This is a genomic window from Lactobacillus kullabergensis (genome assembly GCF_003151025.1).
Taxonomy (GTDB): domain Bacteria; phylum Bacillota; class Bacilli; order Lactobacillales; family Lactobacillaceae; genus Lactobacillus; species Lactobacillus kullabergensis.
Genome location: NZ_CP029477.1, coordinates 1,943,324 through 1,966,783 on the forward strand (window position 1 = coordinate 1,943,324; position 23,460 = coordinate 1,966,783).

At 35.2% G+C, this 23,460-nt stretch carries 22 protein-coding genes; 3 read left to right on the forward strand and 19 right to left on the reverse strand.

Annotated elements, in window-relative coordinates; genetic code table 11:
* The first annotated feature begins 28 nt into the window (after window positions 1-28).
* Window positions 29-1,879 (forward strand): glucose PTS transporter subunit IIA, encoded by a 1,851-nt coding sequence (locus tag DKL58_RS09140; RefSeq protein ID WP_109586916.1) that lies wholly within the window; start codon window positions 29-31, stop codon window positions 1,877-1,879.
* A 94-nt stretch (window positions 1,880-1,973) separates the two neighbouring features.
* Here DKL58_RS09140 and DKL58_RS09145 read toward each other — a convergent pair whose 3' ends face one another.
* The 8 genes from DKL58_RS09145 to DKL58_RS09180 all read right to left on the reverse strand — a co-directional run bounded on the left by DKL58_RS09145 (window position 1,974) and on the right by DKL58_RS09180 (window position 8,428).
* The gene (locus DKL58_RS09145) at window positions 1,974-2,879 is read right to left on the reverse strand and encodes a Nif3-like dinuclear metal center hexameric protein (RefSeq protein ID WP_109586917.1); all 906 of its coding nucleotides are present in this window, start codon (window positions 2,877-2,879) and stop codon (window positions 1,974-1,976) included.
* 18 nt (window positions 2,880-2,897) lie between these two features.
* A complete protein-coding gene (locus tag DKL58_RS09150; RefSeq protein WP_109586918.1) occupies window positions 2,898-3,755 on the reverse strand; it encodes a PRD domain-containing protein in 858 nt (285 codons plus the stop codon).
* A gap of 11 nt (window positions 3,756-3,766) precedes the next feature.
* Window positions 3,767-4,183 (reverse strand): PTS sugar transporter subunit IIA, encoded by a 417-nt coding sequence (locus DKL58_RS09155; protein ID WP_109586919.1) that lies wholly within the window; start codon window positions 4,181-4,183, stop codon window positions 3,767-3,769.
* Between the two features lies 1 nt (window position 4,184).
* Complete coding sequence (locus DKL58_RS09160) at window positions 4,185-5,006, reverse strand: PTS system mannose/fructose/sorbose family transporter subunit IID (RefSeq protein WP_109586920.1); 822 nt, start codon at window positions 5,004-5,006, stop codon at window positions 4,185-4,187.
* The gene (locus DKL58_RS09165) at window positions 4,999-5,796 is read right to left on the reverse strand and encodes a PTS mannose/fructose/sorbose/N-acetylgalactosamine transporter subunit IIC (RefSeq protein WP_109586921.1); all 798 of its coding nucleotides are present in this window, start codon (window positions 5,794-5,796) and stop codon (window positions 4,999-5,001) included. Before DKL58_RS09165 ends, DKL58_RS09160 begins: the two co-directional genes overlap by 8 nt.
* 2 nt (window positions 5,797-5,798) lie before the next feature.
* Window positions 5,799-6,293 carry a PTS sugar transporter subunit IIB gene (locus tag DKL58_RS09170; protein WP_109586922.1) on the reverse strand — a complete coding sequence of 165 codons (495 nt, stop codon included), beginning with the start codon at window positions 6,291-6,293 and terminating at the stop codon, window positions 5,799-5,801.
* A gap of 149 nt (window positions 6,294-6,442) precedes the next feature.
* Complete coding sequence (locus tag DKL58_RS09175; protein ID WP_109586923.1) at window positions 6,443-7,522, reverse strand: alpha/beta hydrolase; 1,080 nt, start codon at window positions 7,520-7,522, stop codon at window positions 6,443-6,445.
* Between the two features lie 156 nt (window positions 7,523-7,678).
* On the reverse strand, window positions 7,679-8,428 hold the full coding sequence (locus DKL58_RS09180) for a sulfite exporter TauE/SafE family protein (RefSeq protein ID WP_109586924.1): 750 nt from the start codon (window positions 8,426-8,428) through the stop codon (window positions 7,679-7,681).
* 101 nt (window positions 8,429-8,529) lie between these two features.
* On the opposite strand from DKL58_RS09180, the gene DKL58_RS09185 reads away from it, so the two are divergent.
* Complete coding sequence (locus DKL58_RS09185; RefSeq protein WP_109586925.1) at window positions 8,530-9,087, forward strand: TetR/AcrR family transcriptional regulator; 558 nt, start codon at window positions 8,530-8,532, stop codon at window positions 9,085-9,087.
* 102 nt (window positions 9,088-9,189) lie between these two features.
* Here the strand turns inward: DKL58_RS09185 and DKL58_RS09190 are convergent, their stop codons facing one another.
* From DKL58_RS09190 to DKL58_RS09210, 5 genes are all read right to left on the reverse strand, one after another.
* Window positions 9,190-10,212, reverse strand: coding sequence for a branched-chain amino acid aminotransferase (locus DKL58_RS09190; RefSeq protein ID WP_045928823.1), 1,023 nt, complete (start codon window positions 10,210-10,212; stop codon window positions 9,190-9,192).
* A 253-nt stretch (window positions 10,213-10,465) separates the two neighbouring features.
* Window positions 10,466-12,562, reverse strand: a complete 2,097-nt coding sequence (locus DKL58_RS09195; RefSeq protein ID WP_109586926.1) for an ATP-dependent Clp protease ATP-binding subunit — start codon at window positions 12,560-12,562, stop codon at window positions 10,466-10,468.
* A 205-nt stretch (window positions 12,563-12,767) separates the two neighbouring features.
* A complete protein-coding gene (locus tag DKL58_RS09200; RefSeq protein WP_109586927.1) occupies window positions 12,768-15,299 on the reverse strand; it encodes an AAA family ATPase in 2,532 nt (843 codons plus the stop codon).
* Window positions 15,299-16,165, reverse strand: a complete 867-nt coding sequence (locus tag DKL58_RS09205) for an alpha/beta hydrolase (protein ID WP_109586928.1) — start codon at window positions 16,163-16,165, stop codon at window positions 15,299-15,301. Before DKL58_RS09205 ends, DKL58_RS09200 begins: the two co-directional genes overlap by 1 nt.
* 4 nt (window positions 16,166-16,169) lie before the next feature.
* Entirely contained in the window at window positions 16,170-17,465 is a 1,296-nt protein-coding gene (locus tag DKL58_RS09210) for a PTS sugar transporter subunit IIC (protein ID WP_109587034.1), read from the reverse strand.
* Between the two features lie 149 nt (window positions 17,466-17,614).
* Here DKL58_RS09210 and DKL58_RS09215 point away from each other — a divergent pair, with 149 nt between their 5' ends.
* Window positions 17,615-17,848, forward strand: a complete 234-nt coding sequence (locus tag DKL58_RS09215) for a hypothetical protein (RefSeq protein WP_109586929.1) — start codon at window positions 17,615-17,617, stop codon at window positions 17,846-17,848.
* Between the two features lie 71 nt (window positions 17,849-17,919).
* On the opposite strand, the gene DKL58_RS09220 is transcribed toward DKL58_RS09215, so the two are convergent.
* From DKL58_RS09220 to DKL58_RS09245, 6 genes are all read right to left on the reverse strand, one after another.
* Window positions 17,920-18,627 (reverse strand): DUF975 family protein, encoded by a 708-nt coding sequence (locus tag DKL58_RS09220; protein ID WP_109586930.1) that lies wholly within the window; start codon window positions 18,625-18,627, stop codon window positions 17,920-17,922.
* Between the two features lie 157 nt (window positions 18,628-18,784).
* A complete protein-coding gene (locus DKL58_RS09225; RefSeq protein ID WP_109586931.1) occupies window positions 18,785-19,201 on the reverse strand; it encodes a PTS sugar transporter subunit IIA in 417 nt (138 codons plus the stop codon).
* 9 nt (window positions 19,202-19,210) lie between these two features.
* On the reverse strand, window positions 19,211-20,050 hold the full coding sequence (locus DKL58_RS09230) for a PTS system mannose/fructose/sorbose family transporter subunit IID (protein WP_373868648.1): 840 nt from the start codon (window positions 20,048-20,050) through the stop codon (window positions 19,211-19,213).
* The gene (locus DKL58_RS09235) at window positions 20,028-20,825 is read right to left on the reverse strand and encodes a PTS mannose/fructose/sorbose/N-acetylgalactosamine transporter subunit IIC (protein WP_034978524.1); all 798 of its coding nucleotides are present in this window, start codon (window positions 20,823-20,825) and stop codon (window positions 20,028-20,030) included. Before DKL58_RS09235 ends, DKL58_RS09230 begins: the two co-directional genes overlap by 23 nt.
* On the reverse strand, window positions 20,822-21,301 hold the full coding sequence (locus DKL58_RS09240; RefSeq protein ID WP_034978526.1) for a PTS sugar transporter subunit IIB: 480 nt from the start codon (window positions 21,299-21,301) through the stop codon (window positions 20,822-20,824). The genes DKL58_RS09235 and DKL58_RS09240 overlap by 4 nt, the downstream gene beginning before the upstream one ends.
* A 1-nt stretch (window position 21,302) precedes the next feature.
* The gene (locus DKL58_RS09245) at window positions 21,303-23,426 is read right to left on the reverse strand and encodes a glucosidase family protein (RefSeq protein ID WP_109586933.1); all 2,124 of its coding nucleotides are present in this window, start codon (window positions 23,424-23,426) and stop codon (window positions 21,303-21,305) included.
* Between the last annotated feature and the right edge of the window lie 34 nt (window positions 23,427-23,460).

A 23,460-nucleotide genomic window follows, 5' to 3' on the forward strand; every position in this document is an offset into this window, starting at 1 on the left:
TCGTTAGTACCAGAAAGGAAAATTTATAATGGAAAAGAAGGAGTTAGCAAAGAGTATAATTAATTATCTGGGTGGAAATAATAACATCAATAACTATTGGCATTGTGTTACTAGGCTTAGATTTACTATAAAAGATGCTAGCAAAGCAAAATTAGCAAAAATTGATAATTTACAAGGCGTTCTTGGAACTACTATCAAAAGCAATCAATATCAAATAGTAATTGGTCCAAACGTGGATTCAGTTTTTGCAGAAATTGAGAAAATCCTAGGTCCTCAGCAAAGCGATAATAGCCAAGATCAAGGTAAACACAAGTTTAAAATCACTGGAAAAGTAATTCTAGATGTCATTTCAGGAGTTTTTCAACCAATTTTACCGGCATTAGTTGCAGGAGGCATGCTAAAGGGGATTTTGGCAATAGTTCTAGCAATTTCACCAGGACTCGAAAAAAACACCACAATGGCCCTATTTAATTTAATCGCTGATGTTCCTTTTTACTTTTTGCCATTCTTACTGGCAATTTCATCAGCACGCAAATTTAAATTAAATGAATTTCTCGGTATTTGTATGGCCGGTGCATTGCTTTATCCGACGTTTGTTGCCAAAATAGCTAGTGGTCATTCTGGATTGACATTATTCGGCTTAAATATTCCAGTATTTAACTACGCCTCTTCTGTTTTTCCAGTTATTTTAGGCGTGGGATTAATGGCCATTATTTATCACTTTGTTGACCGCTTTATACCCGACGTATTAAAGTTGGTGGTAGTTCCTGCCATAACTTTAATTACTGCTGTGCCAATTGCAATGTGGATTTTAGCGCCACTAGGAGCATACGGCGGTCAGTATCTAGCTGATGGCATAGTATGGTTATTCCATAAAGCAGGTTTGTTAGCAGGATTTTTATTAGGATTTTTCATGCCATTAATCGTTTTAACAGGTATGCATCAATCAACATCTCCTATTCAAATTCAGAACATCGCTACATTAGGTTATGATTACTTATTGCCAGTGTCTTTTGTACACAATATGGCCGAATCCGGAGCAGCTTTTGGCACTTCTTTAAGAATGAAAAATAAAGAATTACGTGCCGCAGGATTATCTACCAGTTTCTCTGCTTTCATAGGCATTTCTGAGCCTGCTCTTTATACAGTTAATGTAGTTCATAAAAGTTCCATGTTAGCAGCAATGTGTGGTTCCGGAGTTGGTGGCATGCTAACCGTTTTACTTGGTATTAAGTGCTATGCATTTGTAATGCCCGGCATCACTTCTCTGCCAGTTTATGTCAAGTCAGGTCAAGGTTTTACCAATGCTTTGTTAATGATTATCTGCTTAATAGCAGCTTTCTTAACTAGTGCTCTAGTGGCAGTAATTTTGGGTGGAAAAGTTGCTAGGGAAAATGATACAAAACCAACTTCTACACAAAGCATGACTTTTTCTACTCCTGCTGCTGGAGTTGTAATTCCATTAGAAGATGTAGCTGATTCGGTTTTTGCCAGCAAAACGATGGGTGACGGTTTTGCAGTTAAGCCTTCTGAAGGCAGCATCTATGCTCCAGTTTCAGGTAAAGTTACTATGTTGGCTGAAACAAAACACGGAATCGGTATTACCACAAATAATGGACTAGAAGTTTTAATACATTTAGGAATTGATACAGTTGAACTAAAAGGCAATCCCTTTAAGCTCTTTATTAAAGAAGGCGATGAGGTTGTCTCTGGTCAAAAAATTGCATTCATGGATATTAAGCAAGTTAAAGACAGTGGCAAAGATCCAACTGTCATCGTGGTAATCACAAATTCAAAAGACAAGGTTAAGGATGTTAAATTTACACTGCCAAATAAATCTGCCGCAGATTTTGATGAGATAATGTCTGTGCAATTATAGAATTAAGAATTTAATATACACCAAAAAACGTGATTCTATTTTTATAGCAGGATCACGTTTTTTAATTTGCTATTTATAATTCATAGAGAACTAATCAGCTTTCGGCAATAAAATGATACATGTCACCAGATTGGACAAATTTAACTGGTATTTCTGAACTTTTAATGGCTCGTGGCAACCATTTTTCCATGTAACGCATCCCTGCCTCTTCTGTATTAAAATGTCCAATTTGAACAATTGTTTTATTTAATCCGAGCATGTTACTGTCTCTAATGTATTCAGCCAATGTAAAATCTATCATTTCCATCGTTAATATACAATCTATTTTTTCTTTATTAATTAAGTTAATAGTTTCATTGGCATTACCTAGATTGTGAAATGGAATAATAGCTTTTCTTACGGGAGTGTCAGGTGACCCTTCAATTCGGCAACCATTTAAGTTCAACTTAGTTACCAAATGATGTGAAATACTTCTTGCTGTGGTGCCTACAGGAAAATCAAAGTAGAATGGAATGCCATTAAAGTTTTTCATAAACTTTGTCCAACCAAGTTCTTGCGCATAGCCATAAAAAATACCATCTGCCCACCCATCAGGACTTTCACTAGCCGGAATACCTGAATGTAGATGATCATGGTCTCTTCTCACCACGATTTTATATTGATCTAATAGCTCCTTCTTTTTTGCGAAAGTTTCATTGTGATTTTCTTTGAGCCAGTTTGTATGATCGCCATGATTCCAAAACATTGCCTCATGACAAATAATTAGATTGGCTCCGATTTCATGGGTTTTCTCAACTACTGCCACACTGGGCCAACAAGTAGTAACAACACCTGTGCATTCGTCATTTAAGTGCTTTTGTCCATAAAGAATTTTATCTCTATCAGTAACATGTCTCAGCTTAGTTAGCTTTCCAGTTATTTCTAGACCCTCAAATTCTTTGACATCTATTTCACCTCGCTCATATTGAATTAGATTATCTATTACATTTGCAATTTTCATTAGTTTATCCCACCTCATTTATTCATCTTGTGAACTATTTTCTACCTGCTTTAAATGAATAACTAAATAAAGACGCTCACTACTATTTAATTTATAATCCATTTCCTGGAAAAAGTAATCTTGTACTTTTTTAAGAGTTCCTTTTAATTCTGGAGACTGTTTTAAAAAGGAATCTAATATCTGTTTATTATCTTGAGACTTATCATTTAAATACGTATTATTGGTTTGAATTTGTGAAATCAAAAATTTCAAGTGAACTGTTAGCCTTTCAAGTGCTGTTGGCTTAGCAGGATAGCCTAAATCCCTGATAATAATTTGCAATATTTTGCTTAAATGTAATGTAACGTAATTTTTATTTGTCTGCTGTTCCTCATTAATAGGACTAATTTCATTTTCAACAAAGTGAATTGCAATTAAACTGGTTTCACCAGATGCTAATTTAACATTAAAAGTGGCATTGATTCTTTTAACACTTTCTTTAGCCTCCCCATATTCAAGGGGATAAACATTTTTGACACTAGTCAAAGATGAAATATTGTTATTACTATTCCTTCTAACAGCAAAATAGATATGATCGGCTAAACTAATAATCAAAAATTGATTAAACTTAGTTTCCAATTTTTTCTCTGCATGATCAACAATATTCTTTGATACTGCTAAATATTCAAGTGGTACATTTCCCAGTAAATTTGATAATGAATTAAGCCATTCTGGATCCTTAATATTCTTTATAAAAGTCTGAACACCTTTGCCCTTATTAATTTGATCTCCAGGTTGCTTTTTGAAGCCAATACCTTTACCAAAAAGAATAGCTTGTTGATGATTTTTGATATTAACCAGAACAACATTATTATTAAAGGCTTTTACTACTTCCATAACTTTATTTCCTATTCATCATCTGATTCATTTTCACTGTTATAATCATTCATATATACAATCTGGTTTTTAGCTTGGGCTATTAATTCTTGTATTTTTTGCTTCTTTAACTGCTTACTTGGATCAAGTATAATTGACAGCACTAAAGCCAAATTAACACCTGTAATTACATTAATATTTTTTCTTTTAATCAATTGTGAACAATTCTGATTGACACTGCCACCCAATAAATCGGTTAATAAAAATACCTGATCTTGCTCACTAAAACCACTTATTAATTTTGTGAGTTCCTGGATTGGAAATTCATTTTTTCCATCTTCATAAGCACAAAGATAATGGATATTTTTAATATCACCCGCAAAAAATTTAACCGTTTCGGCCATACCTTTTGCTAAAGTTTTATGTGAAATAATTACTATTTGTTTCATATTAAGCCTTTAAAATTCCTAATGCAGCACCAACCATGGCAATAACAATTACCATTAAAATTAATGTGGTTATTTTACGTCCTTTTTTCAGCATCCAATATAGTAAAGCCGTCAATAATACTGGTAATAATCCTGGCATTAATTGGTCTAAAATATGTTGCCCTGTAAGTGTCACACCAGCCTGACTAAACTTCAATGCTAATTGAAAATTGATTGTGGAAGGAACAATTGCACCGATTACGGCAATTCCCAATACTGAAACAGCATCTGTTAATGCAGAAAGTTTGTCACTCATATTAGTCATTAATGCCGTTCCAGAATCGTAGCCTACATTATATAGAAATGACCGTAAGAAAAAGAACAAGACATACACCGCTAAATAGATCCACATGCCAATACTATTGCCATGTTTACCCATTGAGGCGGCAATGGCACCCAACACCGTTGGAAACAGTACCCAAATTAAGGTATCACCGATACCTGAAAAGGGTCCCATTAAAGCAGTCTTTAAATCTTGTACTGCTTGGAGAGATTCGGTTTTGCCTTTCTCTTCGATTGCCAAAGTTGCACCCGTGATAATCGGAGACATCCATGGATTGCAATTATAAAATTTGAATTGATTATCGATAGAAGCCTGTAAACCATCTGGATCATTTTGATAAATTTTACTAAGTGCTGGGAACAATTCCCAAACTAAAGTCGCTGCAAAGCCGCTATCGTAGTTATAAGTACTAATCGCTAGATAATGCCGTCTCATAGCTCTCCAAATATCTTTTTTGGTTAAAACTCTGCCTTCTTTTTTGGTTTCAATTTCTTTATTCATCTTCCATATCCTCCTGTGTCAGCCCATTTGCGTTAGTAACTGAATTATTATTGCTATTAGTTTTTGCATAATTCATAAAAGTTGGAATCGCACCTGCAGCACCAATTAATGCTACCCCCAAGATTGGCATCTTTAGATATGCAGTTAGTGCAAAACCAACTAATAGCCAGTAGCCATATTTTTTAAGTGGCATATAAGTTAAAAGCATAGCCATACCAACTGCTGGCAACATTCCTCCAGCAACATTGAGACCAACCGTAAACCAGGCTGGCATGAAGTTTAAAATACTTGTAACAACGGTTTTACCAAATAGTACTGCTATAAATACAGGTACTGCTGATTCTAAAGGCATTAATGCAGTCATAACTGGGATGAGGAGACGCATTTTACGGTATTGTCTTTTATCAGCAAGTTCATGGGCTTTGTTGGTAATAAACGAGTTCAAAATTTTAAGTAAAACATCCAACTGAATGCATATCATCCCTACAGGGACTCCAAGTGCTAGTCCAGCAGCCATTCCTTTTCCCGTACCAATCGCAACCGCTGTTGAGATTATTGCAGCTACTGCATAATCAGGTGTAGAACTGCCTCCTAAAGCTGCTACACCCAATGACATTAACTGAATAGTTGCACCAACAACCAGTCCCATTTGAAAATCTCCTAGTATTGCGCCAACAACACAAGACCAAAACATATAGTTTGCTGGAATGATTTGCGCGGTCTCAAAATCCAGCCTTTGAATATAAGCTATTACAGTAATTAAAATGATCTGCCAAATAGTAAATCCCATAATTATGCCCCTGCTTTCTTACTTTTTAAAACTTTTGCTAAATCAACACTGTCATCTTGAGGGACGTATTGAGAAACTATTTTACATCCCTTGTTAAGTATTGCTTGATAAATTTCAACTTGTTCAGGCTTAATATATGCTCTTTTTGTTACCTTTATTGCATTATCAAATGTCAACGTTCCACCTAGAACCAACTTGTCAATTTTTTCCCCCTGCTCTAACAAATCGAGAAAAACTTCAGGTGTTTGCGAGATGATAAAAACTTTTTGACGATCATACTTGTGATTACTAAAATTTTCTAGAGCAGTCTTCTTTGTGATAATTGACACTGCCATACCAGATGGTCTTCCCAGTCTCATCGCCTGCTTTTTTTGTGGATCATTTGCCACATCATCGTCTATTACCATCACTCTTGTAGCACCAGAGTCCGGTGCCCAGCTAGTTGCAACGATACCATGAAGTAATCTGTTATCAATTCTTGCTCCTATAATTGCCATGTTTTTTCCTCCTAAAAACAAAAAACCAAAATAAAGATTCATGATATACTTTGCAAATACATCATCATCAATATTTTGGTTTCGCCAGTTTCTAAACTGTTACGATCCTTTATTCACTTATACTTATTATATTATCAGCTTTCTTTTAGTCATGCAAGCGCTTTTTTTAATATTTTAGCTATTTCAATACACATATCTTCAGCTTGCGGTTCTGTACCAAAAAAGTTTAAACTACCATGATCACATCCCATATATTTGATAACATTTATGTCGACATTGTGTTGTAAAGCCTGTTTGATAAACTCTTCCGCTACTAATGTAATCAAATCGTATTGATTCAAAATAAAAGTAAGCGGTGGTATCTTACTCCAATCCCTAATATTAAAAAGATCAACCACCTCATCTCTAGGATCTAATTTGTAATGTAGATAGTTGCTTTCAAAGCCAGCCAAAGAACTTAGCATTCTGCGAACTCTATTTTTAACATATTGTTCATCTTCTGGACAAACATCAAATTTACTCCAATCATAGTATGGCTCCATATTATTATCTATAGCTGGGTATAGTTCTATGGCCCGGGAAATAATTGAGGTGTCCTTCATTAAAACAATACAAGAGTTAATCAATCCACTGCCTGCACTGTCACCTGCCAAGACCAGCTTTTTACTATGTGATCCAAGTTTTTCGTGGTTACTTGTTGCCCATTTAATGATACCTAATGCATCATTAATTGCTGCCGGATAAGGGTTTTCTGGAGCCAGTCGATAATGGGGAAAGATGACTGTCGTTTGTGCCTGTTCAGCAATATATTTCATTTGCTTACCAAATTCTTCTATTTTACCGGTCATATAAGCTCCACCATGAAAATAAACTAAAATAGGATTGTCATGGTTTGCATTCTGGGCTTTAAAAATAAAAGTGTCAATATAATGGTCATTATCAATTTCAACTAATTGCTCTTCTTCCATTACTTTACTAGTTGTTAGATCATAAGTAATATTTTCTGGACGATTGCGGTCAAAATTTAGTGAAAATGGTTTAGATCCTATACCCTCATCCATCTTTTTCTGAATAACTTTTTTAACATGAGGATCTACTATATTGAACCTCGTTTCTCCTTTTTGACCAGGCACTGGTTTCACGATTTCTCTAACTCCGTTAATAGTTTTTTCAAAGGTTTTCGTTTGTAATTCAGTTATTAAAGATTGCGAGTATTGCCTTTTTTCCATCTTAGTCTCCTTTTTTGCATAAAAAAACCGAAAAAGCACACATTATGGTATACTTCTTCGGTTTCGCCAGTTTCTGAGCTGTTACGATCCTAACTAATTTTCAAAGTTATATTAACATACTTTTTTTGGTTTGGAAAGCGCTTGCTAAAAAATTATTCAGAGCAACGACTTAACTCCTAATAATACTAGTAAGACACCAAGTGTGGGTTTCATGTAGCGTGTGATTTTAGTTTTAGCTAGAATTTGGGCAAGTTTAGGTGCAATAACAGCACCAATGATAGCACCGATCATCAAAGGCAAGCCAGCAGTCCAATCAACTCGTCCATCAGCAATATGAAAGATCGCACCCGTGATGGTCATAAAAACCAGAACATAAGTTGAAGTTGCAGTAGCTTGAAAATCTTGTAATCCCAGTAAAAATAAGCCACCGATAATAACAGCGCCACCACTCATACCAGCAACGCCAACCATTAAGCCACCTAAAATACCATACATCCCTGCTTGTAGTCTAGCATATTGCGTTTTTTTAACAGTTGCGGCAGTTTGCGTTTTCTTCTTGAGTAGCATATTAATGCCAAGAACTACCAAAACGATTCCTATCAGCCATTTATAAATTTGGGCAGGAATATATTTTGATAGTAATGCGCCTATTATCACAGCTGGAATTGCTGTCATTAACATTTGATTACCTATTTTAGTATTTATTTGTCTTTGATGATAATAGCTAATTGCACCAATAATTAATGAAGGTAAAGCTGTCACTAAGGAAGTAGAAGATGCTGTTGCCGCATTGAGACCAAATAAACCCGTCAAAATTGCCAGGTAAATGGCTGCTCCACCACCGCCAAAAAGAATAACGAAGGTTCCTATTATCAACCCTATTAATCCCAACAAAAAAATTTTCATGATATTTGACCTTCTTAATTTTCTTAATATTATATGGTATAGTTACAGTATGTAATTATAGTTTACATGTTGTAAAAGTCAAATTAAGTAAGGAGTGCAAAATGCCACGAAAAATTTTGTCTAAAGAAATAATTATTAAAACAAGTATTATGTTAATTGAAGACAATAAAGAAAACAATTTTGCGGCCATTGCCAGAAAACTTGGCACTCAATCGCAAGCTCTATATAATTATTTTCCCAATCAGTTAGCACTAAATTACGCCATAGTTGCGTGGGCTGTTAACCTACTAACAGATCAATTACGCCAAGATTTGTTTGGCAAAGCTGGCATGACAGCGATTATTGATTTTGCAATGGCATTTCGTGAAAGAGCACTGAATCATTTTCTCTTAACTCAATTTGTTTTAAAAATGCCACGCACTGATAACTATCCAGAAGTCGATATGGCTTTTGCTGAATTAAAAACTATTTTTAATCAGATAATAGGAACGAAATTTACTGATCCTCAAAAGCAATTATTGGCAAGCAGGTGCATTAGAGATTTAGCAATAGGAGATATTGTGAACGTGGGAACTGGTTGGTTTGCGGATAAATCGTTACCAGCTGACAAAAGTTTTCGCAAACTGCTGAAACAAAGTCTGAGCAAGATTGCAGAATAACATATCATAAAACAGCACTTTACTGATAAAGAATAGTGGCAATTTATTTTGAGCAGAAAAAAACGAGGCTTCAACCTCGCTTTTTTGTTCCCAATTTGTAAATTAATCCAATGTTTGGACCCAGCCTTCTGGGCCTTTCTTGTTACCATACTGAATATCAACCAGTTCGTTATAAAGTTTCTTAGTAACTGGACCAGTTTCTGTTTCACTATAGATAACATGTTTTTTACCCTCGTAGGTAATTGAACCTACAGGAGAAATTACAGCAGCTGTACCCATCGCACCAGCTTCTTTCATGTTGAACGCTTCTTCCAAGGTAATCTGACGTTCAACTGGGTTTAGACCTTGCCACTTAGCGACTTCCAAAAGTGAGCGCTTAGTAATAGAAACCAAAATCGATTTTGATTTTGGTGTGACAAACTGTCCTTCTTGGGTAATGCCGTAGAAGTTAGCACCACCAAATTCGTCAATATATTTATGTTCACGTGGATCCAAGTAAAGACTATCGGCAAAACCGTTTTTGTGTGCTTCAACTGTCGGAAGCAAACTGCTGGCATAGTTACCGGCTGTCTTTGCTTGACCGGTACCAGCATATGCGGCACGGTCGTATTCACTAACAACGTAATCTGCAGGGTTCAATCCTTTAATGTATGCGCCAACTGGAACCGCAAAAACGCGGAAGGTATATTCGCTGGCTGCTTCAACACCTAAAACTTTACTTGTTCCCACCATAAGTGGTCGTAAATAAAGAGTTGCGCCACTATCATATGGTGGTACAAATTCTTCATTGGCTTTAACAACTTGTTTTACGGCATCAACAAATCTATCTTCAGGAAATGGTGGCATGGCTAACCGCTTTGCTGAAAGAGTAAAGCGGTGTGCATTTTGATCAGGTCTAAAGAGATTGATCTTGCCATCTTTTCTACGGTAAGCTTTTAGTCCTTCGAAAACCTCTTGTCCATAGTGCAGTACTTCCGCGCCTTCAGAAAAGGTCATGGATGAATCTTCGGTCAGTTTTCCTTCCTGCCATTCTCCATCTTTATATTTCGCCTCATATCGATAAGGCAGATCACGATACTTAAATCCCAGATTTTTCCAATCCAGGTCTTCTACTCGTTGTTTCATTTGATTGTCCCCTATAACAAAACTACAAAAGCTAAAAAATAATTTTTAGCTTTTTAATAATAATTTAATTGCTACCTAATTTAAACTATATTTTTGTTGATGTCAATAGTGAATTTACATTAATTTTAATAAAATAATATGAATTTCTGATAATTAAACAAAAATTCAATTTTGTTACTGTATGGAAGGTTTCACATGAAACAACTAGAAGCAAAAAAGGAATCATCCTCTATTGAATGATCCCTTTTTGAGATTAGTCTTGTTTTGTTTTATCATTATTTTCAGTTTTTTCTTTTGGTTTAATATCTAATACTGCAGCGTCATTTAAGTAAACATGTTTGTCATCTGCCGTAAATTTGACTTCTTTGGTGTCAGGCTCTTTCATCAATAATTTAGCAATCGGTGTTTCCAAGTCCTGCTCAACTACCCGACGTAAAGGTCTAGCACCAAATTTCTTATCATAGCCCTTTTCAGCTAAATAAGCTTTAGTCTCATCAGAAACGTCAACCTTAACGTTCTTTTTTGCCAAAACATGTGCCATTTTACTTAAGTAAATGTCAATAATTTTATTCATATCATCTTTAGTTAATGAATTAAATGGCACAATCGCATCAAGTCTATTCAAAAATTCTGGTCTGAAGTATGCTTCCAAAGCCTTGATTAATTTATCATGATCTATTTTACCGTCCTTTAGCAATTGGTCAGAATAACCAGCATTAGAAGTCATGATTAAAATTGTATCCTTAAAGGAAACAGTCCTGCCTTGAGCATCAGTTAAACGACCATCGTCCATAATCTGAAGCAAGGCATTAAATACTTGTGGATTGGCTTTTTCAATTTCATCGAATAAAATTAAGCTGTATGGTTGGTGACGAACCTTTTCAGTCAATTGACCGCCCTCACCATAGCCAACGTAACCGGGAGCAGAGCCAATTAGCTTGTTAACTGCCATTTGATCTTGATATTCAGACATATCAAGTCTAATCAGATGATTTTCACCACCAAATAATTGAATGGCCAATTGTTTAGCTAATTCCGTTTTACCTACACCAGTAGGTCCGGTTAACAAGAACGTACCCGTAGGACGATCATTGTCTTTAAAAACTTGTTTACGGGCAATTGCATCGGTAATAACATCAACTGCATTATCCTGATCAATTACCACTTTCTTTAATTTTTCAGCCAAATCAAGATTCTTTTGTCCTGCACTTGCGTGTAATTCACTCATTGGAATTTTGGTCTTAGCTTCAATTAAAGCATAGATATCTTTATCAGTAACACGAGGAGTAGCAGCAGCATCTACGTGATCAGCCTGATTACGTAAATCTTCAATCTGCTTTTTCAACTCGTTTGCTTTACTGTAATCTTCCTTTTTGACAGCCTCTTCTTTTTCATCTTCCAGTTTCTTAATCTTTTTCTTTAAAGTTGCCACATCACTAGGAAGCGTGTCAAGGCCTTTTTTAGCACCAGCTTCATCCATTAAATCAATAGCTTTATCAGGTAAATAGCGTCCTTGAATATAACGTTGTGACAATGTGACTGCAAGCTTTAAGGCACTATCATTATATTTCACATGATGGAAAGCTTCGTACTTATCTTTGAGACCCTCCAAAATTTTGACAGTCACTGCAGCTGATGGTTCTGGAACCTGTACTGGTTGGAACCGACGTGCCAGTGCCGCATCATTTTCAATTCTGCGGTACTCACTTGTAGTCGTTGCACCAATTAAGTTCAAGTCACCACTAGCTAAAGCTGGTTTCAAAATATTAGCGGCGTCACCATTGTTATTTTCAGAATCAGTAGAACCTGCTCCAACAATATTATGCAATTCATCAATAAACAAAATAATATTTGGGTTCTTCTTAGCTTCATCAATCACTTTTTTCAGGCGCTCTTCAAAGCTACCACGCAAACTTGATCCAGCAACCATATCATTAATGTTGATTGCAATAATATGTTTGTCTTTCATCTTGTCAGGAACATCGCCTGCAGCGATCTTTTGTGCTAATCCTTCTACAATGGCAGTTTTACCAACTCCAGCCGGCCCAACTAATACTGGGTTATTCTTTTTACGCCGGCTTAAAATTTCTATTACTTCCTGAATTTGCTCGTCACGCCCAATTACAGGATCGTATTTATTCTTTTTAGCTTGTTCAACCAGGTCAACGCCAATTGGCTTTTGTCCTTGCTTTTGTCCCATTTGTCCGTTTTGATTTAAGTCTTGCGGAGAGATATTCATGCTACTAGAGTAGTGAATAGGAATAGCTCCACCATTATCATTAGTATTGTTAAAGAAAGAATTGTTTAATTCGTTAAATAAATCGTCAAACTCATTATCAAAATATGCCATATGTAAACACCCCTTTGATAGGTTATAAATTTGCAATTAGCACTCGGTGCATTCGACTGCTAATCACTTACATATAATATTATAGCAGGTTATCCACAGAAAGCAATAGTTTTGATTACTTTTTTCCACAGGATTGGATGTTTTTCCACAAGAAGCAAAAAAGCCCTGAAAGTTACATTATTACTACTTTTAAGGCTTTTGTTTTCTATTTTTGATATAAATTAAACTGCTTTGCTAAATATTTACCAGTCAAACTATTAGATTTTCGAGAAATATCCACAGGTGCACCACTTGCAATAATCTTTCCTCCTTGTTGTCCTCCTCTAGGTCCCATATCAATCATATAGTCACTGTTAGCCATAATATCCAAGTCATGCGTAATAGTAATAATAGTGCCTTCTTGTTCAAGCAGTCTTTGAAACACTTGTAAGAGAGTTCTAACATCTTGTGGATGCAAACCTACTGTTGGCTCATCAAAAACAAATAAAGTACCTTTTTGTCTTTGATGAATATGGCTCGTTAACTTTAAGCGCTGTGCTTCTCCTCCTGACAAAGCCGGAGTAGATTCTCCTAAATGAAGATAACCTAATCCCATGTCATGCAATGTTGTAATTGTTTTATTAATTTTTGGCACTTCTTGAAAAATTTCTTCTTTTAAGGCATCATCTACTGAGTAATCCAAAACGTCAGCAATACTTAAATTGTGCCATTTTACCTGCAAGACATTTTGATTGAAACGATGACCTCCACATACTGAACATGTCTCAACCATGTCTGGCAAATATTGGATATCAAGTGCAATAACACCAGTGCCACCGCATGCTGGGCATGCACCTTCTTTATTATTATATGAAAAATGAGATGCACGATATTTCAACTTTTTAGCTAAAGGCTGTTTGGCAAAAAGTTTACGCAAGTTGTCCATAATATCTGTATAAGTTGCAACAGTTGAGCGCTGATTTTTACCAACTGGAGTAGAATCAACACTAACCACGTTTTTAATATAGTCATTATCTAAGTTCTTTACCCACTTAGGTCTTTCACTATTATTTTTTTGTGCCTTCAATGCCGGAATCAAAGAATCTAGAATGAGAGTAGTTTTACCAGCACCTGAAAATCCGGTAACAGAAGTTAAGCGATTGACAGGTATTTGCACATGCAAGTTTTTTAAGTTAAAGCGCTTAGTAACATCAAGCTTTATTTTGCCATGTTTAAAGACTTGGTCTTTATTGGCCCTGGGTCTGACAAATAATGGTGCTTTACCTGTTAAATATGGTCCAATTAAGGATTTTTCATTATGTTCTATCTCTTCGGGTATTCCCTGGGAAATAATTTCACCACCCTGGCTGCCTGAACCGGGACCAATTTCAATCACCCAATCAGCTGCGTTAATAATGGCAGTTTCATGATCAACAACAACTAAAGAATTGCCTTGATTGACCAATTCATGAAATACATCAATCAACCCAGCTACATTATCAGGGTGTAAGCCCACTGATGGTTCATCTAATACATAGAGTACCCCTGTGGTTTCGGTGCGCAACGTTCTGCCAAGCTGGATACGTTGAAGTTCCCCAGTGGAAAGACTGCTTGCTTGTCTATCTATATTCAAATAATCTAGTCCTAATTTTAACAGAGGTTTGACTTGATGCAACAACTCACTCGTTAAATTTTCTGCTAAGTCTTGCATGTCTTGTGGCAAACTTGCTAAAATCTCGTCCATATATTGAGTTAATTCACCTAAAGTCAGTTTTTCAGCTTCAACAATATTTTTGCCGGCAACTAGTTGCTGCCAGCGACTAGGATCAATCCGATAGCCATGGCAGCGAGGACAGGTACTAAATTTATAAAAAGAATTAATTCTTTGCAATCCTCGCTCCGACTTAGTTGTTTTACGGGAGTTAGCCACCGCATTATAGGCATTCTCATATAGCGCATCAAGATGATAAACTCGACCAGTTGAAGTTGGCAAGTCAATAGGGACTTTTCGCTCTTTACCATGAAGCACAATATCTTTTTCTTTAGCATTCAACTCTTTATATGGAATATCAGTCCGTACTCCTAGTTCACGGGCAATACGCCACATCCAATTTCGACCAGGAATTTGCCAAGTGGCTACTGCACCTTTTTCAAGTGATAAATTTTCATCAGCAATAATTTGACTATCATCGATCTGTTCAACTGTTCCTAGACCCTGGCATTTTTGACACGCCCCATCTGAATTAAACGCAAAGTCTTCAGCGCTGAAAGCATAAAATTGTACGCCACATGTAGGACACGTCAAGCGACCCATTGCTTCCCCAGTTAAATCCATTGCTTCAGCAATTTTTATGGTTGGTGGAACCCTATGACCATTAGGACATACAGGTGAACCTAAACGGGAAAAAATTAATCGTAAGATATTAAAGACTTCCGTTACTGTGCCAACAGTTGAGCGCACACCAGGAACAGCAGGTCGCTGTCTTAATGCCAAAGCTGAAGGGATATGTTTTACCTCATCTACTTGTGCACGACCAACTTGGCTAATGCGTCTCCTAGTATAGGCTGCTAAGGAATCAAGATAACGTCTTGCACCTTCTGAATAAAGAATACCCATTGCTAAGCTGGATTTTCCAGAACCGCTTAAGCCAGAGATGGCTACAAATTTATGTAAGGGAATATTAACGTTAATATTTTTGAGATTATTAACTTTACCACCAATAACTTCAATTTTTGACGGTTGTTCTTGATACTTCATTAACGATTATCCTTTCCTTTAATTGGCTTTAATGGCTTATTGGTTTTCTTCAACAAGTATTGCCTAATTGCTTGAATTACCTGCTTATTTTGCGGCAAATCTGAGTGATCTGCCTTTTCGCCTGTAACTGTCATTGCCGTATAATTCTTGACCTGATTTTGAAAAATGAATTTACCGGCAGCAACACTTGTTTCAGGTACGATTCCATCTGATTCATAATTTTTCCCTCCAGAAAGAGAATAAACTTTTAAATATTGCGGTAGTGTTGCACGATTTTTAATAAAATCTGCCAGCATTTGCGTCCGATTATTAATATTACTTTCCGTAAAGTTATAAGGAGTTCCTAAAGTCATTAACTTCTTTATCTTAATGTTATCAGAATATTCAGAATAATAATGTTCCAGCCAGTAAGTCCAAATTAAACCACCGTTAGAATGACCAAACGCTTTAAAATTATTAAACTTATAGTTTTGAATTAGTGATTCAAACGCAACATTTAGCCATTTTGCTTGTTTTTTAATATTTGTATAACCGTCTTTATTGTTGTCAAAACCAATAATAATAAAAGGTTCCAAATCGTTTTTACCAATAGAGCCACTGTAAGTAAGCTTTGCTTCACGTGAAACTTTGATTTTTATTACACTGTGTCTGTTGAGAGTAGTTTTATTCAATTCATCAATCAAATCGTTAAAACGCTCAGTTGTAGCACTGGATCCAGGAACCATTATTACAGGAGAAAGTAGCGACTTGCTAAGTTCGGCTCTTGATTTATTATCCTTTTTCATCCAAAAGAAACTGGGGACAGCCAGCATAATTAAAATAATTATGACCAAGATTAGCCATTTATAATTAGGATTTTTACGCATCTGATCATTCCTTCTTCTGGTAAGCAATTCTTAGATCAATTTTTTCATTAATTTTAATTATTGGTAATAGCAAAACTATATCCAACAAAAATAGCAGTAATGTAAAAATTAACGTTGACCAGTTACCATTTGTGCCAAAAAATGAAACTAAAATTCCGGGGGTTCCTTTTAAAATTTGATAAACACTCACAGGAATAATATGTACACTAATAGCCACAGCAGCCAATGTCATATTAATAACCGGGATCATAACACTAGGCAATACGAACACAGGATTTAAAATTAGAGGTAAACCAATTGTAAATCCCAAGGTAGAACCAAAAGCAGCTGGTAATAAATTAATTTTAGCATTTATTTCATTTTCTCTATTACCTCGCCTTATTAAAAGCAACACAATCACGGCTAAAGCAACACTGGCACCACCCATTATGCCATAACTGTTAATAAGCGAACTGCCCAAGTATTTATACGGCACATTCCAGGAATTACCGTGTTTTAATGTATACGTCAAATTTTCAGCAGTAAAAGCATTATTAACTGTTCCTGATAAGGAACGCAATGGATAACCGATTCCTAACCAATCTAAAAAAGTAATCACAGCTGAAAGCAATAAAACTTCGCCAAAATTATTAGTGGTCTGAACTCGACTGACAATTTCATTAAAACTGGTGGAATTAAGGAGTTTAAGTTGTAATTCATAAATTATAATTCCTAAGAAAATACCCAGTAGCAGTGAAACAGCGCTAGGCAAAACAGCATCCCCTGCCCTTTTTTGGATTATCTTTGTTCCTTCATCTTTAACATAAGAAAAGTCTTTCCCTAATAAATGAAAAATTTGTCCCACACAATATCCTATAACCAAGGCTATAAAAACCGCATTAATTTGTAACAAGCTAGCCGTAAAAGGCATGCGCGCATTACGACCACTACTAGACGCATACGAACAAAAAAGCATAATTAAAACAGCTGTTAAGCCAGCCATGGTTGAATCTTTATGATAAAGCCGTGCAGTATAACGGGCCATAAAATAACTGGCATAGACGCCAAAAACACCAAAAGTAATTTCTACCATTCCGCGACATACAAAAGAACCACCATACCAAATGTGATCTGATAAAACTGTATCTAAATTAAAAATATTATAAATCAGTCCATTGGGTGTAAAAATCAGATCATTAAACAGCTTAAAATATGAGCCAACCACTGCAATCGGCATCAGTATTGCCATGGTATGCCTTGTCGCACGAAAAAAAGAAAATTCCTGCATACGTGCTACGATATCGATAGTAAATTCTTTCATTAATTCAGACCCTAACATTGAATATTATATTTAAAATAAAATAATACTCTATTTTTTTATTGCTAGCTATTTTTTATGCCGTTAATTATTTTTTCTTATTAGTTATGAATAAAATGCTATAATGAATGTATATTTTAAGGGGTTAAAAAATGAGCAGAAAGAAAATCGAATTATCTGAAAAAGTAGCAAAGTTAACAGAAAAATATTTAGAAGTTAATGATACCGATTTTAATGACTTAATTAACAAGGCATTAAAGCTATACCTGATGGATCACTTGAATTCCAGTCAAATCAAAGAAGCCCTTAAAAAGACCGATGATTTCAACTCTAAATACGCTGGCAAATGGTTTCAGGAAAGTATTGAAGACTTGAACAAATACTAATTTTTTCAATGGACACTTAAAAAGAGCAAGATAATGAACATCTTGCTCTTTTAATTTGTTTTGTTATCAATTTATTTTTTTAAATAACGATCGCCGGCTAGCCTGCGGTAAAAATTAGCTTTAGTTGTCTGCTCGTAAGGAACTAACCAAATATAACCAATGCCTAAAGTTAGTACACTCAAAAGATACCAGCCAATAAAACTTAAATTTAATACAAATAATTCCCATTTATGCCCGTTCATTAACTGACGGCTTAGTGTAATCGCTGTTGTTGCGTGAACTTCTTGTCCACTTTCCACTAAGTCATTAACAATATATGGCGTCATGGCATAAGAATAAGACTTAATTAAGCCTGGGATAACTAATAATAGAGACCACAGAAATTGAAAAATATACCCACAAAGATAATTTAAAAATTCCGGTACAAACCGGCCATCAGTAAAAGCAGAAAAAATACCTTTAAAAAAGCCTAGTCTTTCTCCACGAGCAAAGTGTAAGAAAGTGACCACCATACTCAACATGAAAAAGTTGCCAATAATGGTTAATCCCGTATCAGGACCAAATTGTCCTGCCCAAAATGCTGGCTTAAACAGCGAATCAATTGAGCCAGTTCCCATGACATCATTCACACTATTCGCAGTCTTAAGCGAACCATTTACTACTGGCCTGGCAAAAAAGAAACCAACAAATAGCGTCATTACGAAACCAATACTAATAGCCCAGCCCCAGTTATGACGCAGTTGATTCTTAGCTTCTAGTTTTAGTTCTGCTCTGTTCATACTTATCTCCTTATCTAGTATATATTAAATATATTTTACCCCCTAGCAATAGCAGTTAGCAAAGAAAACACAAAAAAAGCCTAGTTCCACCAACATCGGAACTAAGCTCACACAGTGTTTGTGCCACCATTACTGACCACATTATAGAAACTTACATTTATTCGTCTTCTTTATCCAGGCTTTTTTTACTCTGGTTAACATAAACCAAAGAGTCTTTTGCTTGGTTAACTAACTTCTTGATTGCTTCTTCACTAAAATATTCCTGCGAACTATTTAAAGCTATACTCATTATAATAGGCAAATTCATTCCAGCTATTATGTGGGTATGCGGTCGATTAATATATTTATAAAATTTTTGGTTCACACTACCAGATGCAATATCCGTAAAAATGAAGACCTCATCTTCTTTTTTAAATTTACTCATTACATTTGCAACTTCTGAATCAATTTTTTTGTTTTCCATGTATGCACATAATACGCAAATATCAAGATCTGTATGGGTCAAATACTTTAGAGTATCCTCAATACCCTTAGCCATAGCATGATGTGAAGCAATTACAATTTTTCTATCCATTCAATAACCTTAAGCTTTAAAAATTCCTAAAAATGTTCCACCGAGTGCTATTAAAATTACTAAAAATATAATCTTTGTCGGAGTCCATTTTTTATTATCCAATAATTTATAAATAAAGAAAGTAAACAGAGCTGGTAATAATGCTGGCATTATTTTATCTAAAATGTCTGTTTGAATATTCATTGATACTTTACCAAACTTAAAGACATATGGTACTGAAACTTTAACTACTGTAGCAACTAAGGCACCTATAACTGTGACCCCCATTACTGATGCAGCTTCGGTAAAAGTATTTATCTTATCTCCTAAAGTGTCAATTAGTCTTGTTCCAGATGAATAGCCAACATGGTACAGCCAGACCTTCATGACATTAAATAAAATATTAACTAAAAACCAAATTATTGCTCCAAGCGGATTGCCTTGCAAAGCCATATATCCAGCAATTGATCCCATAATAGTGGGCCAAAGTACCCAGAATATTGTATCACCAATACCCGCTAACGGACCCATAATACTCGTTTTAAAAGATTGAACTGTTGGCAATGCCTTGATTCCATCTTTTTCTTCCATAGCTACCGTGGTACCTAGCACTATATTTGCTAAATACGGAGTAGTATTAAAGTAGTTAAAGTGATTTTTTAGTGAGGCCTGGTAATCTGAGTCTTTCGGATAAATTTTCCGCAATAGTGGAGCCATAGACCATACTAGTGACGGGCCCAGTTGTGACTCATAATTAAATAGATTCACGCATATCCAATTAAATCGTAACGATGCCCACGTCAAATCTTTTTTTGTAACGTGGTAGCTTGATTTGTTTTCAACATTTTTATTCATCATAATCTTCTCCAGTTGTATCATTTTTAGCTACTGCTTGGTTTTGGCTATATTTATTTTTGTCAATCTCAGAATTAAAGTACCAGTATGCTGCTGCTAAACCTAATAATGCTATACCAATTATTGGTATTTTGATAAAAGCTGCCAAAACAAAACCAGCAACTAGAAAAGGTAAGAACTTTTTTACTGGCATATAGTGTAGCAGCATTGCAATACCAACTACAGGCAGCAAGCCGCCGGCAACTGTTAATCCGTCTGTTATCCAAGTAGGTATAAATTTCAAAATCATTTTAATTGCAGCTGGTCCAACTAAAACTACTATTGCTGTAGGTAAAGCTGTCTCTACAAAACATAAAACGGGTCCTGCGTATCCCCAGCGCAACATCTGCTTCCACTTTTTTTCTTCATTAAGAGACTGCATTTTATGAGCAACAAAGTTGGCTATAATTCTCCGTAAAACTTCTAACTGAATTGCTAATAAGCCAACAGGTATACCGACAGCAATGGCAGTTTTTAAACCTGTACCTGTTCTAATTGCGACAAATGCACCTACAATAGTTGCTAACCCATAATTAGGAACTGATGCTCCTCCTAAAGCTGCGACCCCTAACATCATTAACTGGAATGTACCTGCAACAACCATAGCTGTATGTAAATCACCCATAATTAAACCAGTGGCCAAACCGACTATCACGGGAAAATATGTCAATAAAACTATCCCATCTTCATCCATAGTCATGTATCCAGCTAAAATAATGATCAGGATATCTTGTAAAATTTCCATTATTATTCTCCTTTTTTATCGAAATAATCTTTCTCAGGATCATTAGGAACAAATTGTAATTTTATCGGAACACCATATTCATGGATTTTATTTAAATCAGCTTTTTCTTTTTCATTTAATGCAATAAATTTAGTAATTTGCGTACGATCATCCGATTTAAAAATTATTCCCAAATTTACCTTGGGTATTTCGATACCTGCTTCAAGCATTTTCACTATAGTTTCAGGCTCTTTTACCAAAACAAGTACTCGTTGATTATCATATTTTCCAGCTTTGAAATTATTAAGCGCTTTTTCAGTGTCAATTATTGACATCCCTGTACCAGCCGGCTTCACAATTCTCATACTTGTTTTCATATTTTCATTTTTACTAACTTCATCATCAATAACCATAAATCTGTTGACTTGCAAGTACTGATACCAAGCATTAACTATTACTCCGTGAACCAGTCTTTGATCAACTCTTGCTAATACTACTGTCATACTACTTCTCACTTCTTTTGAAACTCACAGTTTTTTTATCTTTTAATTGCAACAAATATTGCTCACTATCGTTATATTGATTAATATCTATGTCATGGCCTGAAAGATTTGTAATTGCTATTTCGTTATCGTGGCAACTAATATTTGCTGTTATATTGCCTATATGGGCATTTTCCCAACAATAATTAAAGTGTTGAAGCGGCTGTATAGTTAAAGTGTTGTTTTTTACTTGTATGCCTAAAAATTGTGTAACAAATAAGCTAACGAATGTTCCAGAGGCCCAACCACATTTACCACAGCCAATATCTCTATAAACATCTCCAGGCTTGCCATTAATATCGTATGGCCACCACCACCATGAACCATCAAGGTCAGACAGATGTAATAATTCGTTTAGTTGCCTTGTTCTTTGCTCTTTATCATTGATAAAACCCATAAGAACAGTGATAAAGCCAGGGAAGGTTGCACCGGACTTATCTCCCCAACGTATTCCTCTAATATTTGCTCCATAGGTTGGATTATAGGTACTTGCAGCAAATTTCATAGAATTTTGATATTTCGGATCTTTCAAATCTAAAAAGCCATAAAAGGGAATCATCGTAGTGTCTGATTCTTCACCATCATGCATTTTTAAATCTATTTTTTGGTCTTTAATAACGTCAGTCAGAAAAATCATACCTTGATCTAAAATCGGTCTATTATAATTATTGACGTCATAAAATTCTTTTTCTTGATCCCCAATTCCTTCCAAAAACTGTTCCCCAAAATGGCCTTTAAAAGTCATATTTTCCAAAATGGCTTTTTTTACTTTGCAGGCAATTTTTTCATAATAGTTTGAAAGTTCTACTTTTCCTAAACCTTGATAGATTCTTGCCAGGGAATCACATGCCTTCCAAAAGCAGATATTGCTACCAGTATGATATTTACCTAATGAATAAGCATCACTAATCCAAGTAGAGGAAAATAGCATCACATCTCCGGGAACTTTCTTGCTGATTTCCGTATCTATAATTTGGCGAGCTTTTTGTAATATAACTGGATGATTTACAAAAAATGAGAGGTCATTGGTATATTCGTAATAAAGTCCTGCAAGAATAATTGCTGACATAGAATTACTTAAAGAGTGTTCTATCCCACCTTTAAATTTCTTGCTTTTGAATCGCACACCGTATTTGGTAAACCATAAAATCTGCTTTTGGCATAATCTAGCATCAAAAAAAACGGAAGGTAGTGTCGAATAAAACATATCCTTGTTCCAAATTTGGTCTGTTGCAGGCATGCTTCCCCAATGACTGCCGACACTTTCTCCTTTTTGATTTTCAGCAAAAGCCGACAGGCTTTGATATATTGCACGATTAAAAAGATGCGTCAACCTGATATCTTCCAGTTGCAAATCTCCGTAGATCTTTTTATAGTAGTTAATTGTTTCTTCTAACCACTTAGCAGTATCAGCTTTTTCAAAAATATTGATTTCACTGTAAGCATTGGGATCAATTAATCCGATAGAAAAAGTTTTGTATTCATGCGGCTTAACAATTTCGTTAACCAAATTGGCCTGAGCCACAATGACATTAAACTGATCTGAATACTTTTTTTGATATTTCGGTACTTCAAACCGATTAATAGTTAAGTTGTGATCGGTTAAGTTTTCAATATATATCTGATATACGAGCATGCTAGGATTTTTATCCTTTAGAATTGGACAAAAAGGTATTAAAACAATGTTATATTCCTGATACTTATGAATAAACCTTGGTAAAGAGTCTGCAATTAAGTCCGTATCAAAATCATGATTTTGGTCAGTAAATTTAATATGTTTTCCGTTTATGGTAACTGCAAAATGTAAATTCTTTGATGTAGTATATTGCTTATGAACCCACACTCCTGGTTTTTGTTCTACCAAAAAGTTTCCTTGAAAAAAATTTAACTGTTTTATCTCTCCATATACATCTATATTTCCTAAAGCTTTTTGATTTGAAACGTCATAAGAGAAAGAACTTATTCTTTCATTCAAATTATTCTTAAAATAACTAAAATTGTTAGTTGTTTTAAATTTTTTATTTATAAAACTAATATTAAAATTGGGATCAATAGTTTTATTAATTATGCTTGAGTACATTTTCATCTATCACTACTTTCTTAATTAATTTAACTAATTA

Bases quoted from the DNA above. Each gene is read 5' to 3' on its own strand.
- DKL58_RS09200 (WP_109586927.1), bottom strand. From the start codon at position 15,299: ATGAAGTATCAAGAACAACCGTCAAAAATTGAAGTTATTGGTGGTAAA.
- DKL58_RS09190 (WP_045928823.1), bottom strand. From the start codon at position 10,212: ATGAAACAACGAGTAGAAGACCTGGATTGGAAAAATCTGGGATTTAAG.
- DKL58_RS09165 (WP_109586921.1), bottom strand. From the start codon at position 5,796: ATGGGATTTACTATTTGGCAGATCATTTTAATTACTGTAATAGCTTAT.
- DKL58_RS09145 (WP_109586917.1), bottom strand. From the start codon at position 2,879: ATGAAAATTGCAAATGTAATAGATAATCTAATTCAATATGAGCGAGGT.
- DKL58_RS09185 (WP_109586925.1), top strand. From the start codon at position 8,530: ATGCCACGAAAAATTTTGTCTAAAGAAATAATTATTAAAACAAGTATT.
- DKL58_RS09215 (WP_109586929.1), top strand. From the start codon at position 17,615: ATGAGCAGAAAGAAAATCGAATTATCTGAAAAAGTAGCAAAGTTAACA.
- DKL58_RS09175 (WP_109586923.1), bottom strand. From the start codon at position 7,522: ATGGAAAAAAGGCAATACTCGCAATCTTTAATAACTGAATTACAAACG.
- DKL58_RS09225 (WP_109586931.1), bottom strand. From the start codon at position 19,201: ATGGATAGAAAAATTGTAATTGCTTCACATCATGCTATGGCTAAGGGT.
- DKL58_RS09205 (WP_109586928.1), bottom strand. From the start codon at position 16,165: ATGCGTAAAAATCCTAATTATAAATGGCTAATCTTGGTCATAATTATT.
- DKL58_RS09220 (WP_109586930.1), bottom strand. From the start codon at position 18,627: ATGAACAGAGCAGAACTAAAACTAGAAGCTAAGAATCAACTGCGTCAT.
- DKL58_RS09240 (WP_034978526.1), bottom strand. From the start codon at position 21,301: ATGACAGTAGTATTAGCAAGAGTTGATCAAAGACTGGTTCACGGAGTA.
- DKL58_RS09155 (WP_109586919.1), bottom strand. From the start codon at position 4,183: ATGAAACAAATAGTAATTATTTCACATAAAACTTTAGCAAAAGGTATG.
- DKL58_RS09170 (WP_109586922.1), bottom strand. From the start codon at position 6,293: ATGGCAATTATAGGAGCAAGAATTGATAACAGATTACTTCATGGTATC.
- DKL58_RS09140 (WP_109586916.1), top strand. From the start codon at position 29: ATGGAAAAGAAGGAGTTAGCAAAGAGTATAATTAATTATCTGGGTGGA.
- DKL58_RS09160 (WP_109586920.1), bottom strand. From the start codon at position 5,006: ATGAATAAAGAAATTGAAACCAAAAAAGAAGGCAGAGTTTTAACCAAA.
- DKL58_RS09150 (WP_109586918.1), bottom strand. From the start codon at position 3,755: ATGGAAGTAGTAAAAGCCTTTAATAATAATGTTGTTCTGGTTAATATC.
- DKL58_RS09210 (WP_109587034.1), bottom strand. From the start codon at position 17,465: ATGAAAGAATTTACTATCGATATCGTAGCACGTATGCAGGAATTTTCT.
- DKL58_RS09245 (WP_109586933.1), bottom strand. From the start codon at position 23,426: ATGAAAATGTACTCAAGCATAATTAATAAAACTATTGATCCCAATTTT.
- DKL58_RS09180 (WP_109586924.1), bottom strand. From the start codon at position 8,428: ATGAAAATTTTTTTGTTGGGATTAATAGGGTTGATAATAGGAACCTTC.
- DKL58_RS09195 (WP_109586926.1), bottom strand. From the start codon at position 12,562: ATGGCATATTTTGATAATGAGTTTGACGATTTATTTAACGAATTAAAC.